This window comes from bacterium, assembly GCA_026129405.1.
Taxonomy (GTDB): Bacteria; Desulfobacterota; Binatia; order DP-6; family DP-6; genus JAHCID01.
This window is the reverse complement of the sequence record JAHCID010000001.1, coordinates 848,887-866,714: the sequence shown is the minus strand read 5'-3', so window position 1 is coordinate 866,714 and position 17,828 is coordinate 848,887. Positions and strand designations below refer to the sequence as shown.

14 protein-coding genes are annotated in these 17,828 nt (G+C 69.7%); all 14 read right to left on the bottom strand.

Going from position 1 to position 17,828, the window contains the following annotated elements:
- Positions 1 to 7: 7 nt before the first annotated feature.
- Positions 8 to 520, bottom strand: coding sequence for a class IV adenylate cyclase (locus tag KIT14_03975; GenBank protein MCW5889689.1), 513 nt, complete (start codon positions 518 to 520; stop codon positions 8 to 10).
- Positions 521 to 522: 2 nt separating this feature from the next.
- On the bottom strand, positions 523 to 1,386 hold the full coding sequence (locus KIT14_03970) for an alpha/beta fold hydrolase (protein ID MCW5889688.1): 864 nt from the start codon (positions 1,384 to 1,386) through the stop codon (positions 523 to 525).
- Positions 1,387 to 1,492: 106 nt separating this feature from the next.
- Positions 1,493 to 2,782: an LLM class flavin-dependent oxidoreductase gene (locus KIT14_03965; GenBank protein ID MCW5889687.1), complete on the bottom strand. Its 1,290-nt coding sequence runs from the start codon at positions 2,780 to 2,782 to the stop codon at positions 1,493 to 1,495.
- 14 nt (positions 2,783 to 2,796) lie between these two features.
- Positions 2,797 to 3,465 carry a ferritin-like domain-containing protein gene (locus KIT14_03960; protein MCW5889686.1) on the bottom strand — a complete coding sequence of 223 codons (669 nt, stop codon included), beginning with the start codon at positions 3,463 to 3,465 and terminating at the stop codon, positions 2,797 to 2,799.
- Complete coding sequence (locus KIT14_03955) at positions 3,455 to 4,138, bottom strand: TetR/AcrR family transcriptional regulator (protein ID MCW5889685.1); 684 nt, start codon at positions 4,136 to 4,138, stop codon at positions 3,455 to 3,457. The genes KIT14_03960 and KIT14_03955 overlap by 11 nt, the downstream gene beginning before the upstream one ends.
- Before the next feature lie 100 nt (positions 4,139 to 4,238).
- The gene (locus KIT14_03950) at positions 4,239 to 6,689 is read right to left on the bottom strand and encodes a hypothetical protein (protein MCW5889684.1); all 2,451 of its coding nucleotides are present in this window, start codon (positions 6,687 to 6,689) and stop codon (positions 4,239 to 4,241) included.
- Positions 6,690 to 6,873: 184 nt separating this feature from the next.
- Complete coding sequence (locus tag KIT14_03945; GenBank protein ID MCW5889683.1) at positions 6,874 to 7,803, bottom strand: TIGR03564 family F420-dependent LLM class oxidoreductase; 930 nt, start codon at positions 7,801 to 7,803, stop codon at positions 6,874 to 6,876.
- Positions 7,804 to 7,890: 87 nt separating this feature from the next.
- Positions 7,891 to 9,027: a DUF4215 domain-containing protein gene (locus KIT14_03940; GenBank protein ID MCW5889682.1), complete on the bottom strand. Its 1,137-nt coding sequence runs from the start codon at positions 9,025 to 9,027 to the stop codon at positions 7,891 to 7,893.
- Between the two features lie 402 nt (positions 9,028 to 9,429).
- Positions 9,430 to 10,212, bottom strand: a complete 783-nt coding sequence (locus KIT14_03935; GenBank protein ID MCW5889681.1) for a DUF4215 domain-containing protein — start codon at positions 10,210 to 10,212, stop codon at positions 9,430 to 9,432.
- Positions 10,213 to 11,936: 1,724 nt separating this feature from the next.
- Positions 11,937 to 12,434, bottom strand: coding sequence for a hypothetical protein (locus KIT14_03930; GenBank protein MCW5889680.1), 498 nt, complete (start codon positions 12,432 to 12,434; stop codon positions 11,937 to 11,939).
- Positions 12,435 to 12,451: 17 nt separating this feature from the next.
- Positions 12,452 to 13,891, bottom strand: a complete 1,440-nt coding sequence (locus KIT14_03925) for a DUF4215 domain-containing protein (GenBank protein ID MCW5889679.1) — start codon at positions 13,889 to 13,891, stop codon at positions 12,452 to 12,454.
- A 23-nt stretch (positions 13,892 to 13,914) separates the two neighbouring features.
- On the bottom strand, positions 13,915 to 14,328 hold the full coding sequence (locus KIT14_03920) for a hypothetical protein (protein ID MCW5889678.1): 414 nt from the start codon (positions 14,326 to 14,328) through the stop codon (positions 13,915 to 13,917).
- A 241-nt stretch (positions 14,329 to 14,569) separates the two neighbouring features.
- On the bottom strand, positions 14,570 to 16,210 hold the full coding sequence (locus tag KIT14_03915) for a hypothetical protein (protein MCW5889677.1): 1,641 nt from the start codon (positions 16,208 to 16,210) through the stop codon (positions 14,570 to 14,572).
- Positions 16,211 to 16,235: 25 nt separating this feature from the next.
- Positions 16,236 to 17,597, bottom strand: a complete 1,362-nt coding sequence (locus KIT14_03910; protein MCW5889676.1) for a DUF4215 domain-containing protein — start codon at positions 17,595 to 17,597, stop codon at positions 16,236 to 16,238.
- Between the last annotated feature and the right edge of the window lie 231 nt (positions 17,598 to 17,828).

The following is a 17,828-nucleotide window of genomic DNA, read 5'->3' as shown; positions in this document are numbered from 1 at the left end:
CGCGCCTCTACGACGGATTGCCCACGAGCTCGCCGTACGAGGCGCGGATCAGGTCGGCGTCGCCGAGGCCGAACGCGGCCAGCAGCTCGGCGACTTGGGCGCGACAGCGCACGTCGTCGTGGTCGGCGTCGACCACGGCCTCCAGCTCGAGGAACGTGCCCAGGCCCTCGACGTCGTCGAGATGGATGCGGACGTTGTCCAGCAAGAGGATGCGACGCCGCTTGCGGACCGTGACGAGAGGATCGGTCTTCGGCACGAGACAGCGGCCGGCCTCGTCGTCGCGCACGGGCGTCCGCGTGTAGTCGCTCGACCGCACGCCGGCGGTCTCGGCGCGGTCGTAGTGGATCAGGTACGCGCCGTCGCGACTCGTGCGCAGCTTCACGCGACGGCCGCCGTCGAGCGCGTAGTAGCGGTCGACCTGCGCGTCGACGCCGGTGTCGCGGGCGCCGAGCCGCAGCGCGATGGCGCGCGCGGCTTCCAGATCGGCGACGCGCGCCTTCGCCTCGACGTTGCGCGGCACGGCTACGGCACGAAGCGGCGCAGCGCCGCGGTCACGGCCGCGGGGTCCTCGAGCGGCGGCCAGTGCCCGACCTCGGCCAGCTCGACGCGCGGGGCGTCCGGCAGGCGCTCGGCGACGCGCGCGATCATGTGCGCGCCCGAGACCGGATCGCGCATACCCCACACGAAGCCGCGCGGGATCGGCGTCGTCTCGAGGGCGCCGACCCAGCGCACCTCGTGCGTGCGGCGGTCGCGGATGTACTGGATCAGCCGGTGGCCGAGGCGGTGGCCGTCGCGCCGCGCGACGGCCACCCATTGCGCGTGCAGCGCCGCGGCGTCGGGCTGGCGCGCGTAGGTGGCGCGCATCGCCTGCGCCCACGGCTCCTCGGACACGACGGCCGACAGCTGCGGGCCGTGCTCCGGATCGAGGAGGAGGAGCTGGCCGGGCTGCGGGCGGTGGAGCGCGGGATAGAGGCCGCCGTTCAGGAAGACGACGTTCGTGATCCGCGCCGCCCCCCTGCCCTCCGCCTGACGCGCGAGCAGCTCCTGCGCCACCGAAACGCCGTAGTCGTGGGCGACGAGCGCCGTCTCGGCGACGCCGAAGCGGCACCACAGGGCTTCGGTGGCGTCGGCCTGCTCGTGGATCGTGTAGTCGTGGTCGGCCGGCTTGTCCGAGTCGCCGAAGCCGAGGAAGTCGAACGCCAGGACGCGGCGGCGGCGCACGAGGTCGTCCCAGAGCGCGTGCCAGTCGTGCGACGAGGTCGGGAAGCCGTGCAGCAGCGTGCACCAGGCGCCGCGCCCGGCGGTGCGCACGAAGAGCGCGCGGGGCGAGTCGTCGAGGTCGACCGCGAGGCGCTCGCCGCGGGCGAGCCAGTCGTCGAACGTCATCGAGGCCGGATGCTAGTCGCGCGCCGCGCGAACGGGAAGACGCACCGGGATGGAGCCGCCGGCCCGCGCGGGGGGAGCGCGGACCGGCGGCCGTCATGAGGGGGTTTTACTGGGGTGTCGGCGTGCCGCTCTGGGCCATCGCCTTCTGGATCTGCTGCGCCGCGGGGCCCATGACGCGGCCCTGGGGCAGCTGCGAGATGTCGACGCCGAGGCGCGACATCAGCACCGGGTAGGACTCGACCGGATCGACCTGCGGCGTCGCGTCGAGGGGCGGGATTTTCGCCATCGCCTTCTCGATGTAGGGCGCCAGCTCCTCGGCCTTCTTCTTCGCGCGGGCGTCGTGGCGCGCCTTGAAGTCGGGCTGCACCTTCTGCGCGAAGAGCTCGAGGGACGAGCAGATGTCCGCGTGGCGGTTGTTGCCGCCCTGCTGGATGAAGATCGTCTGGTCGACGCCGACCTCCTCGAACGTCTCGAGGTTCCGACGCACCTCGTCCGGGTTGCCGATGCCGCCGGTCGGCATCGCCGGGAACGGCGGCGCCGCCTTGAAGGCCTCCCAGACGTTCGTGTGGCCGGGCGTGTGCGTGCCGGTGATGTAGTAGTGCGCGAGGGCGAAGCCGAAGAACTTGAAGCCCTCGAGGCCCTGCGCCACCGCGGTCGCACTGTCCTCGTGGCACATGAATCCCGTTACCATGGCGATGTTCGGGTTCACGCTGCGACCGATCGGCGTGCACTCCTTCTTGAAGGTCTCGTAGTACTCCTCGACCCAGTACTTCGCGTCCGACGGGTCGATGAAGGCGAAGGTCAGCGCGCCGATGCCCAGCTTCGCCGCGAGGCGGATGGTGTCGCGGTTCGAGCACGCGACCCACAGCGGCGGGTGCGGGCGCTGGAGCGGCTTCGGCACGACGTTGCGCGCCGGCATCGAGAAGTGCTTGCCGTCGTAGCCGGGGTACGGATTCATCGCGAGCATCCGGCAGGATTCGCGCACCGCCTCCTCCCAGGCCTCGCGCTTCTGCATGTAGCCAACGCCGTAGCCCTCGAGCTCGATGCGCGAGCTCGATTCGCCCGTGCCCCACTCGACGCGGCCGTCGCTCACGAGGTCGAGCGTCGCGATGCGCTCGGCGACGCGCGCCGGGTGGTTGTAGCCCGGCGGCATCAGCGTGATGCCATGGCCGAGACGGATGCGCTTCGTGCGCTGGCTGCACGCGGCGAGGAAGACCTCGGGTGCCGACGAGTGCGAGTACTCCTCGAGGAAGTGGTGCTCGACCTCCCAGGCGTAATCGATGCCGAGCCGGTCGGCGAGCTCGACCTGGTCGAGCGCTTCCTTGAAGAGGCGGTGCTCGTCGCCGTCGTTCCAGGGACGCGGGATCTGGTGCTCGTAGAAGATGCCGAACTGCATCGTCAGGTCTCCCTTCAGCCGCCGGCGCCGAGCAGCTTCTCGATCGCGACGCGGCTCTGCTCGCGACGCATCTCGCTGAAGACGGCGAAGCGCTCCTTGGCGGTGTCGAGGGCCATCTTGACGAAGGCGCCGTTCTCGCCGGTCTGGACGCGCTCGAGCTCGTGCTCGACGTAGCTCAGGTGGAACTTCTCCTCCGCCATGACGCTCTCGAGGAGCCGGACGTCGTCCGGGCGGTCGAGGGCGCGGAGGTGGGTTTCGAACTGGTTGAAGGCGATCTTCTCGATCGCGTTGATGCCCGCGAAGACGATGATGCGGCGGAGGTCGGGCGGCAGCTGCTCGACGAGCCGGCGCTGCTGCTCGAACTCCTCGGGGCTGTTGGCGAAATAGCCCTCGACCTCGGCGGGCAGCGGCTCCGGGGTGACGCCGAGCCGGTAGATCCAGTCGGTGAAGACCTGCGAGTGCCGCTCCTCGTCGCGGAAGTGGATCTCCATCGCCTTGTGGAGCTTGCCCTCGGGCTGCATCTCGGCGAGCAGGCGCTTCAGCGCGACCACACCCGCGTACTCGCCGACGCGGTACTGCTGCAGGATGTGGGCGTGCGCCTTCGGATGACGCGTCACCTCGCGGAAGGCGGCAATGCCGTAGTCGACCGCGTTCTCGGGGGCGCTGCTGGACTCATCGGCCATCGTCGGAAGGTCCTTTCCGTCGCGTCTCACGCTGCTGGTCGCGCCGGGCACGGGTCACCAGGTCGCGCAGCTCGACGTGCAGGGCGTCGAGGTCGAAGGCGTCGGGGTCGAGCAGCCACTGGAGGAAGATGCCGTCGAGCGCGGCCACCGAGATGGCGGCGAGCCGCGAACGCCGGGCCGCGTCGGGGATCTCGGTGCGCAGGCCGGCAGCCCACAGATCGCGGATGTTGCGGTACAGCTGCTGGAGGCGCTCGCGCAGCTCCGGGCGTCCCTCGACGCTCTCGAAGATCAGGTAGAGCGTGACCCGGCGCAGCGCCGGGTGGTGACGCATGGTTTCGGAGAAGAAGCGCCAGCTCGCCTCGGCGCGCGCCTCGAACGAGGGCAGGTCGAGGATGTCCTGGATCGGCCCCTGCGCGACCTGCTCGAAGACGCGCTCGGCGACCCGCAGGAGCAGCTCCTCCTTCGAGCCGAAGTGCCAGAGGATGCTGCTCTTCGCGACGCCGACCCGCTCGGCGAGGACGTCGAGCGAGGTGCCGTGGATGCCGCGGGTCGCGAGCAGCTCCATGGTCGCGGTCAGGATCGCCTCTTCGGTACGAACGCCGCGCTCCTGGCGCGCACGCCCGCCGCGGCGGGCGGCGGTGGGCTCATTCGGGACGGCGCGGCGGGCATTCATTGAACTGACCGTTCAGTACAATTCCAACGGCGCGCCTGTCAATCGGAATCCGGACGGGACGGCGCGAGGCGGTCACGCCCCGCGCCGTCCCGGGACTACTTCACTTGGTGTAGGTCCCGTCGCAGCCGGCGAAGCCTTCGGCGCAGTAGTAGCTGCCGAGGAGGATGAACATCTCGTCCTCGGTGGTGACGCCGCCGCGCAGCTGGCAGGCGTCGCAGACGCCGTCGCCCGCGCCCGGCGAGCTGTCGCACTTCGAGTTGAACGCGGTCACCGGCTGCGAGCAGGTCGGCGTGCCGCACCCGCAGGCCTGCCCCTTCTTCGGACCGCCGAGGCACATGATGCCCTCGTCGCGATACTTGCCCCCCGACTGCGGGTAGTAGCACTTGCCGCCGAGGAAGTTGCTGTTCGGCGGCGAGAGCGAGTTGTGCTTCACCTCGGCCGGATCGTCGGCGCCGTTGTCGAACACCGCGCAGAACTTGAAGCGCCGGCTGGCGGGATCGTTGCCGTCGAGCGCGAGGGGCGGATCGAAGCGCAGCTGCGCCGGATCGTTGTACGACGTGGTGATCATGATCGGCGGCGTGGGCTCGGGGTTGCAGACCTCGCCCTGACGGCTGCTGCACGACACCGGGATGCCCGGTCCCCAGACCTGGAAGAGCTCGCCGCGCTTGTGCGTGTGCGAGCTGAGGTCGGTGATGCGCGCGCCCTTGTCGAAGGTCACCGTGCGGCAGTACGTGCGCTTCTGATACGGCGGCACGTTCTGCACGAAGATGTCGGTGGCGTCGAAGATACCGAGCAGCGGGTACTTGCGCTCGGTCTGACGCGCGAAGAAGAGGTTCAGCCACTGCTGGTTCGTCACCGGCTTGTCGGTGACGTTGAAGGCGTGCGAGTTCCACACGATCACGCCCTCGATCGGCAGCTGCGAGAAGACGCCCTCCGGATACTGGCGCTCGAGGTACGGCTGCTGCGAGCCGCTGAACTGCGGCGCGGTCGGACCGTCACCGACGCCACCGCCGCCGTTGAAATCGGGCGGCCCGTAGCTGAAGTCGCCGTCGGGCGAGCTGGGGTCGAACGAGCACGCGAGCGACGTCTTCACCTTGCCGTGGCACTCGCCGCCGTCCGCGCAGCTGCCGCCCGTCGGCGCCGAGACGTCGGGCTGCGTCGGGTTGCAGGCGACGCCGTGCTGCGAGCCGCCGTGACACTGGAACTCCCAGAGGCCCGCGTTCTCGGCGAGCTGCTCCGGCGTGTAGAGGCCGCCGCCCGAGTAGAGGTCGTAGGCGCCGGTGTAGATGTGGATGATGCTGTGGTGCGAGTTCGGGTCCTGCGTCAGCTCCTGACGCTTGTAGTGGATGCACTGCTTGCTCGGACCGCCGAAGAAGGGCGAGCACGGCCCGACGACGTCCGCGGGGAAGACCCCCGCCTCGAGCAGCGGCCGCAGGTTGTAGTAGGTCGGGTAGCAGACCTCGTTCTCGCCGTTGTAGCCCTCGACGGTGTTCTTGGCAGCGACCGTCCACGGCGGCGCGAGCAGCTGCACGCCCACCGCCGGATCCGGCGCGGCGGGCGGCTCGATCTGCGGCGGCGACGGCGGCGGCAGGCACGAGTCGAGGAGATCCTCGGTGTTCGGCGTGCTGACGTCGCGCTGGGCGCCGTACTGGATCCACAGCCGCAGCGCCTCGAGCTCCTCCTTCGAGATCGGCGGCAGGCCGGACGGCATCGGCGAGCCCTCGTCGCCGTCGATGCCGACGGTGGCCAGCTTCGCGGCCTCGGGACCGAGCGTCGCCGTCGCCAGCTTGCGGTACAGGAAGCTGTTCTTGGGCGAACCGGGCTGGACGCGCTTCTCGCCGCTCAGGGGCGACACCACGTTCACGAGATTGTCGTAGGAGACGTCGTCGGTGAGCTTCAGCCCACCCTGTGCGGCGGCGCCGTGGCAGGCGGCCTGCGTGCACCCGTTGCGCTCGAAGACGACCGCCTGGATCGCCTCGAACGTCGTGTCGTAGGTCTCGCAGGGACACGCGGCGGGCGCCGGGCTGCCCTTGCCCAGGACCTTGGCCTTCTTGGTGGAGACGGTGCCGAAAACGGCGCAGAAGCGAGCCTCGCCGATGCGCAGCGTGACGGTGACGACGCTCTGCGGCCCGCTGACCTCGTAGGCCATGCGCTCCTTGCCGCCGACGATCGTGATCGCCCCGCCGCTCTTGCGCTGTTTGAGGACGATCTGACGGATGCCGCCCGCGACGCCCTTCTTGTCGGTGTATCGCCAGCCCTTGCCCTTGGGCAGCTGGCGCCAGTTGCTGCCGAGCCGGATGAGCCCCGAGTTGCCCTCACCCGGGCCGCCGGTGATGCGCAGGGTGCTGCCGGCGAAGTTCGGATCGGGGATGCCGTCGAGCGAACCGCTCCAGGCGCCCTTGAAGCTGACCTTGCGCTTCTTCGGGTTGCTGCTGCCGGCAACCTCGATCTTCGCGCCGGCCAGCGGGTACTCGGGCCCCGCCGCGAGCACGGGAGCGGCGACGATCAGGGACGCCAGGAACGACAGGGACAGGACACGGGCTCGACGCATGAACGATCTTCCCCCCTCTGAGATATCGGCTACCCGAAAGCGGTGAGACGCCTCAACACGAAAGCGCCGAGGCGACCTCAATGCGGTGCATCCGGCAGCCCGCGGGCATCCAACGGCGAACACCGCCCGACGCACTGCGGCGGGCGCCCCTCCTCGAGCCGGCGCTTTCCGGCCGCCGGCCTTCTCATCGGCCGGCGCGTACCCGCTCCGCCAGGAAGTCGCGCGTGCGCGCCGAGGCTCCGGCGTCGCCGTCGACCGGGAACGGGGCCGCGAGGAAGTCCGTGGCCCCGGCGGCGACGAGACGCTCCAGCTGCTCGCCGACGGCCGCCTCGTCGCCGACGAGGGCGACGTCGGCCGGACCGCCGGCCCCCTCGCGGTCGAGCATGGCGCGATACGACGGCAGATGCCCGTAGATCTGGAAGATGCGGGACGCCGACTCGCGCGCCGCCGCCACCTCGCGCGTCACCGCGACCGGCAGGCCGACGACGATCCGAGGCGCCGGCCGGCCCGCGGCGGCGGCGGCCTCGCGGATGCGCGGAGCGGTGTGCTCGCGGATGGTCTGCGGACCGGTCATCCAGGTGACCGTCCCCTCGGCCTGCCGACCGGCGAGGGCCAGCATCTTCGGGGCCAACGCGGCGAGCAGGATCGGCGGTGGCGTGGCACCGGGCAGCGCGAGCGGAGCGTGGACCCGGTACTGCGTGCCGTCGAAGTCGACGCGGCCCTCGTGCAGCAGCGGCCGCAGCACGGCCAGGTACTCGCGACAGTGCGTGTAGGGCTTGTCCCACGACATGCCGAGCATCGTGTCGATCACCATCTGGTGCGAGAGCCCGATCCCGAGCGTGAAGCGCCCGCGTGCCGCCGCGGCGGCCGAGATCGCCTGCTGCGCCATCGCCACCGGATGCCGCGGATAGGTGGGCACCACCGCGGTGCCGACCTCGATACGCTCCGTCGCCCGCGCGCAGAGGGCGGCGCCGAGGATGGCGTCGAGGTCGAAGATGTTGGCGAGCCAGCAGCTCGCGAACCCGTCGCGCTCGGCCGCCTGGGCCTGGGCGATGACGTCGTCGAGGGTCGCGGGGCCACCGGAGAGGGAGCCGATCCCGATGCCGATACGCATGGGAAGCGCGTACCCTGGATCGACGCCCCAGGAAACAGCCGTCACGGGCGGCACGGCGAGCCGATCGCCGTGCCGCCCGCACGGCGATCAGAGCAATCCGACGGTGCAGCTGAAGCCGGGGAGCGGAATGGCGACTCCCTGCGGCGTGTATGCCTGCTCCACCGTGCAGCCGTACTCCGCCGCGGTCGGCGCAGGCTGCCCAGTGCAGAGATCGAAGCTGGCGCGGAACAACTGCGTGCCGCCGAGCACGTTGCCCGGCAACGACGGCGTGATCACTTCGCGAATGGCGTAGTCGAGATCGTTCGCGGTGTGCACGAACCCCGTCGGCAGGTTCGTGATGCGCGCCCGCACCGTCGCCTGGTTGCCGAAGCCGGGCAGGCTCGCCCTGCCGTCCGGGTAGTCCACGAAGACGACGATCGAACCGACGTTCACCCCGCCCGGCTTCGCGTAGGTGATCGTCGTCGCCTGCTGCGCGCCGCTCGGGCTACAGAAGCCGATGCGACAGTTCGACGGGCAGGCGTCGCCGTCGTCGGTGTTGCCGTCGTCGCAGGTCTCGTCGCCCTCGACGCGGCCGTTACCGCACACCGCCGGCTCGATGGTGCAGGTCGAGGAGCACCCGTCCCCGTTCTCGGTGTTGCCGTCGTCGCATTGCTCGACGCCCGAGTGGAAATACCCGTCACCGCAGCGCGCGTTCCTGCAGCCGGCGACGCAGGCGTCGTTGTTGTCGTCGTTGCCGTCGTCGCACTCCTCGCCCGCTTCGGGGATACCGTTGCCGCAGACGGGCGTGCCGCCGATCGTCGTGGTGGTGGTCGTCGTCGGCAGCGGCGCGATCGTGGTGGAGGTGATGGTCGTGGTCGTCACCGGCCCGCCACCGTCGAGGGACGCGACGACGAGGGCGACGCACTGGTCGACGATGGCCCCGAGCGCTGCCGAGTCACCGACGGTCGTGCAGTCGTTGCCGCTCTTGGCTTCGAGCTTCGCGAAGCAGCCCTTGGCGGGGTCTGCGCCACCGGTGAACTTCGCCGTGGCCTTGTCGACACAGCTCTTCGCGTTCGGATCGACGGGCTTACCGGGCGTGAGCGCCAGCTGGTGGCACTTCAGCAAGCCCGTGGCCTTCGTCGCGACGCACTTCCGCTTGCCGACTCCGCACTTGCCCTGCGTGATCGGCGCAGGATCGAGCGTCGAAACGAGCTGATCGACGCAGGCGTCGACCAGCGCCTCCACCGCGGCCGTGTCGTCGGTCGTCGCACAGTCGTTCGACGCCTTGCCCTCGAGCTTCTCGAAGCAGCCCTTCGCCGGCTCGCTGCCGCCGTCGAACTTGCGCTTCACCTTGTCGACGCAGCCCTTGTCGTTCGGATCCGGCACCTTGCCGGGCGTCGCCGCGGTCTGCTCGCACTTGAGCAGTCCCGCGATCTTGCCGCTGACGCACTTCACCTTGCCCGCCCCGCATTTGGTCTGCGCGGCGAAGGCTGGCCCGGACGCTGCCGCGAGGGCCAGCAGCGTGAGCGTCGTGACGAACGAAACGCGAGTCGTCGAAGCCATGGGTCTTCCCCTCCCTGGGAAGCGACCCGATAGCAGTCCGGCGTTACCTGGCGGTGTCGGCTCGGCGAACCTTGCCGCCATCCGTCATGGGATGGTCACCGTGCACGTGAACCCCGAGACGTCGTAGCCCGAGCCCTGGGGGTTGAAGGCCTGCTCGACCCGACACTTGTAGTCGCTCGCCACCGGCAGCGTCTGGCCGGAGCAGCCGTCGTAGTTGATGCGGAAGAGCTGCGCGCCGTTCAGGATGTTGCCCGGCAGCGTCGGCGAGAGCACCTCGCGGATGGCGTAATCGAGGTCGTTCGCGGTGTGCACGAAGCCGGTCGGCAGATTCGTGACGCGCGCACGGACGGTCGACTGGTTGCCCATTCCCGGAATGCTGACGCGCCCGTCCGGGTAGTCCACGAACACGACCATGGACCCGATGTTCCCCACCCCGGTCGGCTTCGTGTACGTGACCGTCGTCTGCTGGCTTCCCGAAGGGCTGCAGAAGCCGATGCGGCAGTTCGACGGGCAGGCGTCGCCGTCCTCGGTGTTGCCGTCGTCGCAGGTCTCGTCGCCCTCGACGCGGCTGTTGCCGCACACCGCCGGCTCGATGGTGCAGGTCGGGGAGCACCCGTCGCCGGCCACGGTGTTGCCGTCGTCGCATTGCTCGACGCCCGAGTAGAAGTACCCGTCCCCGCAGCGCGCGTTCTTGCAGCCGGCGACGCAGGCGTCGTTGTTGTCGTCGTTCCCGTCGTCGCACTCCTCGCCCGCCTCCGGGATGCCGTTCCCGCAGACCGGCGCGACGGTCGTCGTGGTGGTCGAGGTGGTGGTGGTCGTCGACGTGCTGGTCGTGCTCGTCGTCGACGTGCTCGTGGTGGTCGGGATCGTGGTGCTCGTGGTCGTGCTCGTCGTCGACGTGCTCGTGGTCGTCGGGACCGTGGTGGTCGTGGTCGTGCTCGTCGTCGACGTGCTCGTGGTCGTCGGGATCGTGGTGCTCGTGGTCGTGCTCGTCGTCGACGTGCTCGTGGTCGTCGGGATCGTGGTGCTCGTGGTCGTACTCGTCGTCGACGTGGTCGTCGGGACGGTCGTGGTGGTGCTCGTCGTCGAGCTCGTGCTCGTCGACGTGGTGGTGGTCTGCTCGAGCGTCGTCGTCGTCACCGGAGTGCCGGGCGCGAGCGCCACGGTACACGTGACCTCGGGCACGGGGTTCGCGTTCGCATCGACCGGATCCTGCACGAAGCAGCCGACCGCACTCGCCGGCGGCTGGCCGGCGCAGTCGAACTGCACCTCGAAGACGACGCCGGGCTGGATGCCGTCGCCGAGAATGCCCGGCTCGTCGGCCAGGGACACGATACCGACCGTGAGGGTCTCGTCGACCGCGTCGGCATCGAGATCCTTGTCGTTGCCCAGCACGAGCGAGTCGGGTGCGATCGCGAAGATGCGCTCCTGCACCGAGGCGTCCATGCGGGAGCCGGGGATCGAGAGGGTCGGACCGTACGTGAGGTTCACCAGCGCCGCGTTGAGATCACGGCCGAGGTTGTCGTAGCTCACGCGCACGGACGCGCGGATACCGAGCGCCGGATCACAGAGGCCCGGCTCGGTCGTGGTGGTGGTGGTCGTCGTCGAGGAGGTCGTCGACGTCGTCGTGGTCGTCGTGGTCGGCAGGGTCGACGGCACCGTGGACGACGTGGTTGTGGTCGAGGTGGTGCTGCTGGTCGACGTCGTGCTCGTCGTCGGGACGCTCGGCGGCACGTTCGTCGCCTTCACGCCGTCGGCCCGAATGGTGCGAGCCGCGAAGACGCCGGCGAGGGACGCCCCCTGCGTGATCGAGAGCCGCGCCTGCGGCGCGCAGAAGAACGCCGAGACGGTGGCGCGGCGCGAGAACCGCGAGCGGTTGCCGGCGGCGACGATGCGTACGTCGGAAGCGGACACGATCGCGCCCGGGGCCGGCCCGGTGACGCTTCCGGTGCCCAGGTCCACGCTGCCGACCACCGTGACGGTCGCCGCGCCGGCGAAGAGGAGCCCGGCGCGGCGGCTGGTGCGAATGTCGCAGAACACGTAGTCGCCGCCGCTCAGGACCGCGCGGCCCTTGCCGGCTCCGCCGCCCTCGATGCGCAGCGAGCCGTAGACACCGGGCGGCAGCGTGCGGGTCTCGTCGTGACCGACGATGATCGGATTCGAGCGATCACAGGCCGGGATCTGGTCCGGGATGCCGCAGGCCTCGGCCACATCGGGCATGATGCGCCCGCCGAGCGGCATGCCGAGCGCACAGCCGGCCCCCGTCTCGGCGACGGTGTCGGCGACGAGCGCCCCGCAGCGGGACTTCGGCGACAGGCGCACGCGCGACGCGGCGACGGTGCCGCCGGGCGCGACCAGCGGACCACGCACCCACAGGATGCCGTCGTTGACGCCGACGTCACCGGTCTGCAGCTCGAGCGATTTCGCGCGCAGGGACTTCTCGGCGAAGAGCGCGTAGCTGCCGAGGTCGGTGCTCGGTCCCGCTGCCGCGACGGTGGAGATGCCCGCGAGCACGAGCAGCGCCGTGCCGGCCGTCCGGAGTCCTGTCCTCATGTCCTGTCCCTCCTACCTTCGCTCGAACCTGGATCTGGTCACTGCTTCGCGACGCGCACCGTGCAGGTGATCGCCAGCGGATTGCTGTGGATGTCGTTCGACGACTCCACGCGGCACGTGAAGTCGTCGGCCGCGATGCGCGCGCCGTCGGTGCAGTCGAACTGCACGGCGGCGGTGTCGCCCGGACGCACGCCGTCGTTGAACTCGGAGGGCGTGTCCGCGAACGATGCGACCACCAGGTAGAGATCGCGCGCCCCGGCCGCGTCCGCGTCGTGGGCGACTACGCGCACGTCGCCCGGCTGCTTGCCCTGGAGCGCGCTCACGCGCTGCCGAACCGTATCGGCGGAGCCGGTCCCCGGCAGGCTGACGCTCGCCGGATACACGACGACCAGCTTCGCCGCGTTGAGGTCGTAGTCCGTCTCGCGGACGTCGTAGTCGATCGAGACGACGGCGCGCACGCCGTCCTTTCCGACGCAGACCGAGCTGGCGTCCGGGGCGGCCAGGGCCGCCCCGGACGCCAGCAGCACGAGTGCCACGGCGCGGATCATCATGCTCAGTTCGCGCTGACCCGCACGGAGCACGCCGCAGGCACCTCGCTGCCGTTGATGTCGTTGGCGCTCGTCACCGCGCAGGTGAAATCGGATCCGGCGAAGTTGGCGCCCTCGGCGCAGTCGAACCGCACCTCGACCTGGTCCCCCGGGGGGATGCCGTCGCCCTTGATCTCCGGCGTGTCGGCGAACGACAGCAGGCCGACGGTGAGCAGGTCGTCCGTTCCGTCGGAGTTCACGTCCTTGTCGTTGCCGATCGCGATGAGATCGCCCTCGTTCCCGCTCAGGATGGTGATGCGCGCCTGCACGGACGGCTCCTGCGCCTTGCCGGGAATGCTGACACCGACCGGATAGCCGAGATCGAACGTGATGGCGTTCAGGTCGCGCTCCGCGGGATCGTAGGCGACCGATACCGTGATGCGGTACCCGACCGCCGGGTCGCAGGAGACCGCCGCTACCTTGCACGCGTCGCAGCCGTCCGACGGATCGTCGTTGCCGTCGTCGCACTCCTCGACGCCCTCGTGCACGAAGCCGTCGCCGCACGTCGCCAGCTTGCAGCCCTCGACGCAGGCGTTCGTGTTCGACAGGTCGGCGTCGTCGCACTCCTCGGGCGCCTGCACCACGCCGTCGCCGCACGCGGAGACGGTGCACGCGTTGGTGCAGCCGTCGTCGTCGATGTCGTTGCCGTCGTCGCACTGCTCCGAGCCCTGCACCACGCCGTCGCCGCACACGATCGGCGTGCTGTAGAGCGACTCCGCGAGCAGGGCGGCCGTCTGGCGCGCGGAATCGATCACGCAGTCCGGGAACGGCGAGCAGGTGCCGATCCGCTCGAGATCGACGCCGCTGCACGCCCGCGTGAGCGCCGCCCGCCGCGCATCGGCACCGGCCGACGCGGGCTGGATGGCGCTGAGACACGCCGTCGGCCCGAAGGCACACTGGCCGACGTCGCCGACCTTCTGGCACACCGTCGCCTGGCGGAGCATCGCCTTGACGAGCGCGGTGTGCGCCTTCGCGATGGCCTTGTGGCACTTCACCAGCGCCTTCTCGCCGCCGAGCGTCGGGCTCCCCAACGCGGTGCCCGCGCCCTCGCTCAGCGCCGTGCCGATGGACGTCGACAGCGACCCGACCGGGTCGTTGTTGCGGAACAAGCCGCGCACGGGCTCCGTTGCGGCGCAACGCTTTTCGATCAGGCCCGCGCCCTTCGACATGAGCGACGCGCCGTCGACCGCGTTGCAGTCGGCGGTGGTCTTACCCGCGTCACGGCTCTTGTGACACTTGTCGACCTGCTTCAGCCCGGCCTTGATGGCCTTGCCGGAGCGCGACACGATCGCCGTCCGACACTTCTTCGACGCCTTGCACTCCTTCGACACCTTGGCGTCGCTGGACGTCGGAACCACGAGCCCGACGCTCGCCACGAGCGCGACGATCGCGATGACGTTACGCATGAATCCCCCTGTTCTTCTGGGTCTCAGTCACGGGTGTAGGACACGAACTTGAAGGCGCCGTTCGCCTCGATCACCGATCCCATCTGGAGCCGACGCTCCTCGCCGCCCTCGTCGGCCAGGGTCAGCAGGATGCGGCCGTGGCTCGTGTACCAGGCGTACGACTTCACGCCCTTGAGGAAGGTGACCTCCTTGACGGTGAAGCGACGGCCACCGTAGTCGTTCAGGAGCGCGAGCTCCGTGTAGAGCGACTTGCCGTCGAGAAGGTTCCACCAGAACTCGGACTCCTGCTTGTCGACGATGCGCGGCGGCGCGCCCGGCTCGACGAAGCCGGGCATGATGATCTTCAGGTACTCCCGCCGCGTGACGCGCAGCTTGCGCACGCCGTCGGCGTCGTTCGCCTCGAACGCCTTCAGCAGGCGCACGATCAGATCGTCCATCGACGGTGCCGCCGCCCGATCGAGCCGTACTCGATCGGGCGGGGGCACCGCAGCCGGTGCCAGCGCGGACGAGAGACAGACACCACTCAACAGGGCGGCCACCACGAAGGTCCTCATAGCGTCTCCATGAATCGTCAATGTTTGCAATGCGACTTTCGTACTAGCGTTGGCGCGAAGAACGCGACGGCCGGGGAGGGCTGCGCCCTCCCCGGCCTGCGTTACGGCAAGGCGCTCGACGCGCTCAGTTGACCGGGAACACCGCCCAGGGCGCGAGCGCCCAGCTGGTGCCACCGGGCTGGAACGCGCCGCGGTAAGCCGTGTTCTGGAAGAACGCGTCACCGAACTGGGTGGCGCAGTTGATGCCGCCCGCCGACGCCGGGCTGGCCGCCGGCGGCACGGTGATCATGCCGGTCGGCGTCGCGCAGTCGACCTGCGGATCGATGCCCGTCGTCACGTTGCGGCCGCTCGTCCACAGGCCGAGGAGGTCGGCCGCGGTGCAGGTCGACCCGGTGATGTTCGCCGAGTCGAGGGTGACCACGTTGTTGAAGAACATCGTGCTCCAGAGACCGGTGTTCGAAATCAGCGAGCACGAGCCGGTGTTGCCGGTCGCGAAGCGCAGCGAGGTCTCGTTGTGCTGGATACGACCGCCGGCCGCGCGGAAGCCCTCGACGATCGTGTTCGCGATCCGGCCGGAGGTGCCGCGGCGAAGCAGCATACCGAACTGGTTCACCGGCCCGCCCGGCGGCAGCGTCTGATCCGCCGTGCCGCAGAGCGTGACGTTGCAGAACGCCGGGTTCGACACCGGCGTCGCGTTGAAGTTGTTCTCGTTGTTGTCGGCCTCGATGCCGTTCGAGCCACCGCTCTCGACGCGGTTCGCGTCCTGCCACACGGCCGCGAACTGCACGGCGCCGGTGAAGCCGAGCTGCCAGTCGAGGCCGTCGTCGCCCTGCGCCGACGCCAGCAGATAGCGGCTCTTCACGTTGCCGCCGAACCACTCGTGGGCGTCATCGAGGCCCGCGTGCGCATGCACGTGGTCGATGACGGTGCCCTGGCCGAGCGCGTTCATGGTGAAGAGGTTGAGCTCGTTGTCGATGCCGACGACCTTGCCGGCGAACTCGACGCGGACGAACTGGACGACGCCGCTCGAGTCGTTGTCCTCGAGGCCGCCGAAGGGCACCGCGTCGAGACCCTCGGAGAGACCTTCGCCGCCGGGCACGTTCACGCGGGCGCGGCCGTTCAGAACGATACCGCCCCAGTCACCGACGCCCTTCGGGTTACCGACGGTCCCGACGATCGCCTCGTTCTGGTCGCTGGTGAAGGTGATGGGCGCGGCCTGCGTGCCGGTCGCGTTGATCTTCGAGTCGCGCAGGAAGACCAGCGCCGAGACGGACGCCGGCGCCGTGGGCGCCTTCTTCGCGATGACCTTGACGCCGCTCTGGATGCTGAGCGTGACGCCGGGCTGCACGAAGATCACGCGGTCGATGCGGTAGGTGCAGCCGCTCAGCCACACCTGCGACGTGTTGATGTTCGACGTGATGTCCCGGAGACCGCCCGGGCAGGTCATCTGCTGCGGAGCGCCGCCGCAGAGCGGGAACACCGTCTCGCCGCCCGACACCGTGAGCAGACAGGCCGAGACGTCGGCCGTATTGATCACGCCGTCACCGCCGGCGAGGTCGCCGCACTGGAGCACCCCGAGGCCGCCGCAGAGGCCCACCGGGTCGGGCGGGCCGACGGCGACGTCGAGGAGCAGCGTGCAGTCGCCGGCGTCGATGCCGCCGTTGTTGTTGAGGTCACCGCAGGTCGCGGCCTGCGCGATGGGGGTCCATGCGGCCAACATGAGGGCCGCCGTCCCCGTGAGGATTCCCTTGACGAGAGTGTTCATGTCTTCAGTTCTCCTTGGGGAACGCTTACTGGACCACGTTGACCGAGCAGGTGACGTTGACGGGGTTGCCCACCGCGGTCACCGCGTTGCCGATCGAGCACAGCGTCGCACCCACCTGCGTCACGCAGGCGTTGTCGGCGGGGCAGCAGTCCTCGGGCGTGCCGGCGCCGATGGAGCCCATCGGGAACGACGTGCAGACCGGCGGCGTGTAGGCACAGTCCTCGCCACCCGGATCGTCGCCGTCGCCGTTGCAGCAGCCGATGACGTTCTGGTTCCGGTTGCAGATGTTCTCTTCCAGCGCGAGGCAACCATCGAAGGTGATCGTCAGGAGGAGGCCGGTGTTGAACTCGTCCTCGCTCGACGCGAGGCCCATCTTCAGGTCGGTCTCACGGTCGTTGGCGAGGAACAGGTAGTTCCCGGGCGTCCCCTGGTTGACGACGATCGCGTTCTGGATGAGCGACGACTGCCCGGTGCCGAACAGGCCGCTCTGGAACTGCGGATAGTCGAGGTTGATGTCGGCCGCCGCGAAGGGCTGGTCGGCGGTGACGGAGATCGTCACGGTGCGGGTCGCGAGGAACGGCGAGCAGGTGTTGCCCTCGAGCTCACAGGCGCTGTTGCAGCCGTCGCCCGAGATCGTGTTGCTGTCGTCACACTGCTCCGGGTAGGTGATCGAGCCATCGCCGCAGACGGGGCTCGCCGGCGTGCTGTAGATGTCGCGCGCGATCGTCTGACCGGCCTGGATCGCCGAGTTGATCGCGCACGCCGGGAAGGGCGTGCACGTGCCGAGCGTGGCCGGATCGACGCCCTGACACGCCTTCGCGATCGAGAGCTGCGCCTTGGCCACGCTCTTCGCACCCGGGTTCACGCAGCCGGCGTCGATCGCACCGAAGGTCGTCCCGACCTTGTCGATGCCGCCCTGGCACTTCGTGGAGCCCTTGATGATCTCGTTGATGATGCCCGCGCGGCTCTTGGCGACGGTCGCCTGACACTTCTGGAGCGCGGGCGCCAGCGTGCCGTTGCCGAGCGTCAGAACCGCGTTGCCGATCAGCACGGTCTCGCCCGCGGCGAACAGGGCGTTCGAGGCATCGTCGCCGGGGTAGTTGCCCAGGACCGGATCACCCGCGAGGCACGCCTTGGTGATGCTCCCGGCGATCTTGGTCTTCGACGCCGGGTACTTGCCCTTGGGATCGAAGGCGCTCGTAGCGACGTCGTTGCAGGGGCCATGCGCGAGGCCCGCCTTGGTCTGGCCGGCGTGACACTTGTCGACGTTCTTCAGCACCGTCTTCGCGAGCAGCGCGCCGCTCTTCGCGATCGTGCCCCGGCACTTCCGCGACGCCTTGACGTCCGCGGACGCCGGAGCCGCGAGGCTCAGGGCGAGCGTGCCCATCGCGAGCACGGCTGCGGTCCGCCCCAGGGCGGGCCGAAGCCTCCAATGGATGTTCATGCGCTTCCTCCTCCGTTCAGCGTGGTGGGGTGGTCGACCCAGCGGGTTCGACCTGTTGGGTTGAGTGACGGAAGGCTAGCTAACATCCCGATGTTGCCCCCACGTGTCCCGCGAGCGAATTTGCGTCGGGCACGACGTCGACGACGGGAGCTCGCATATCCGGCGATCGTTGCT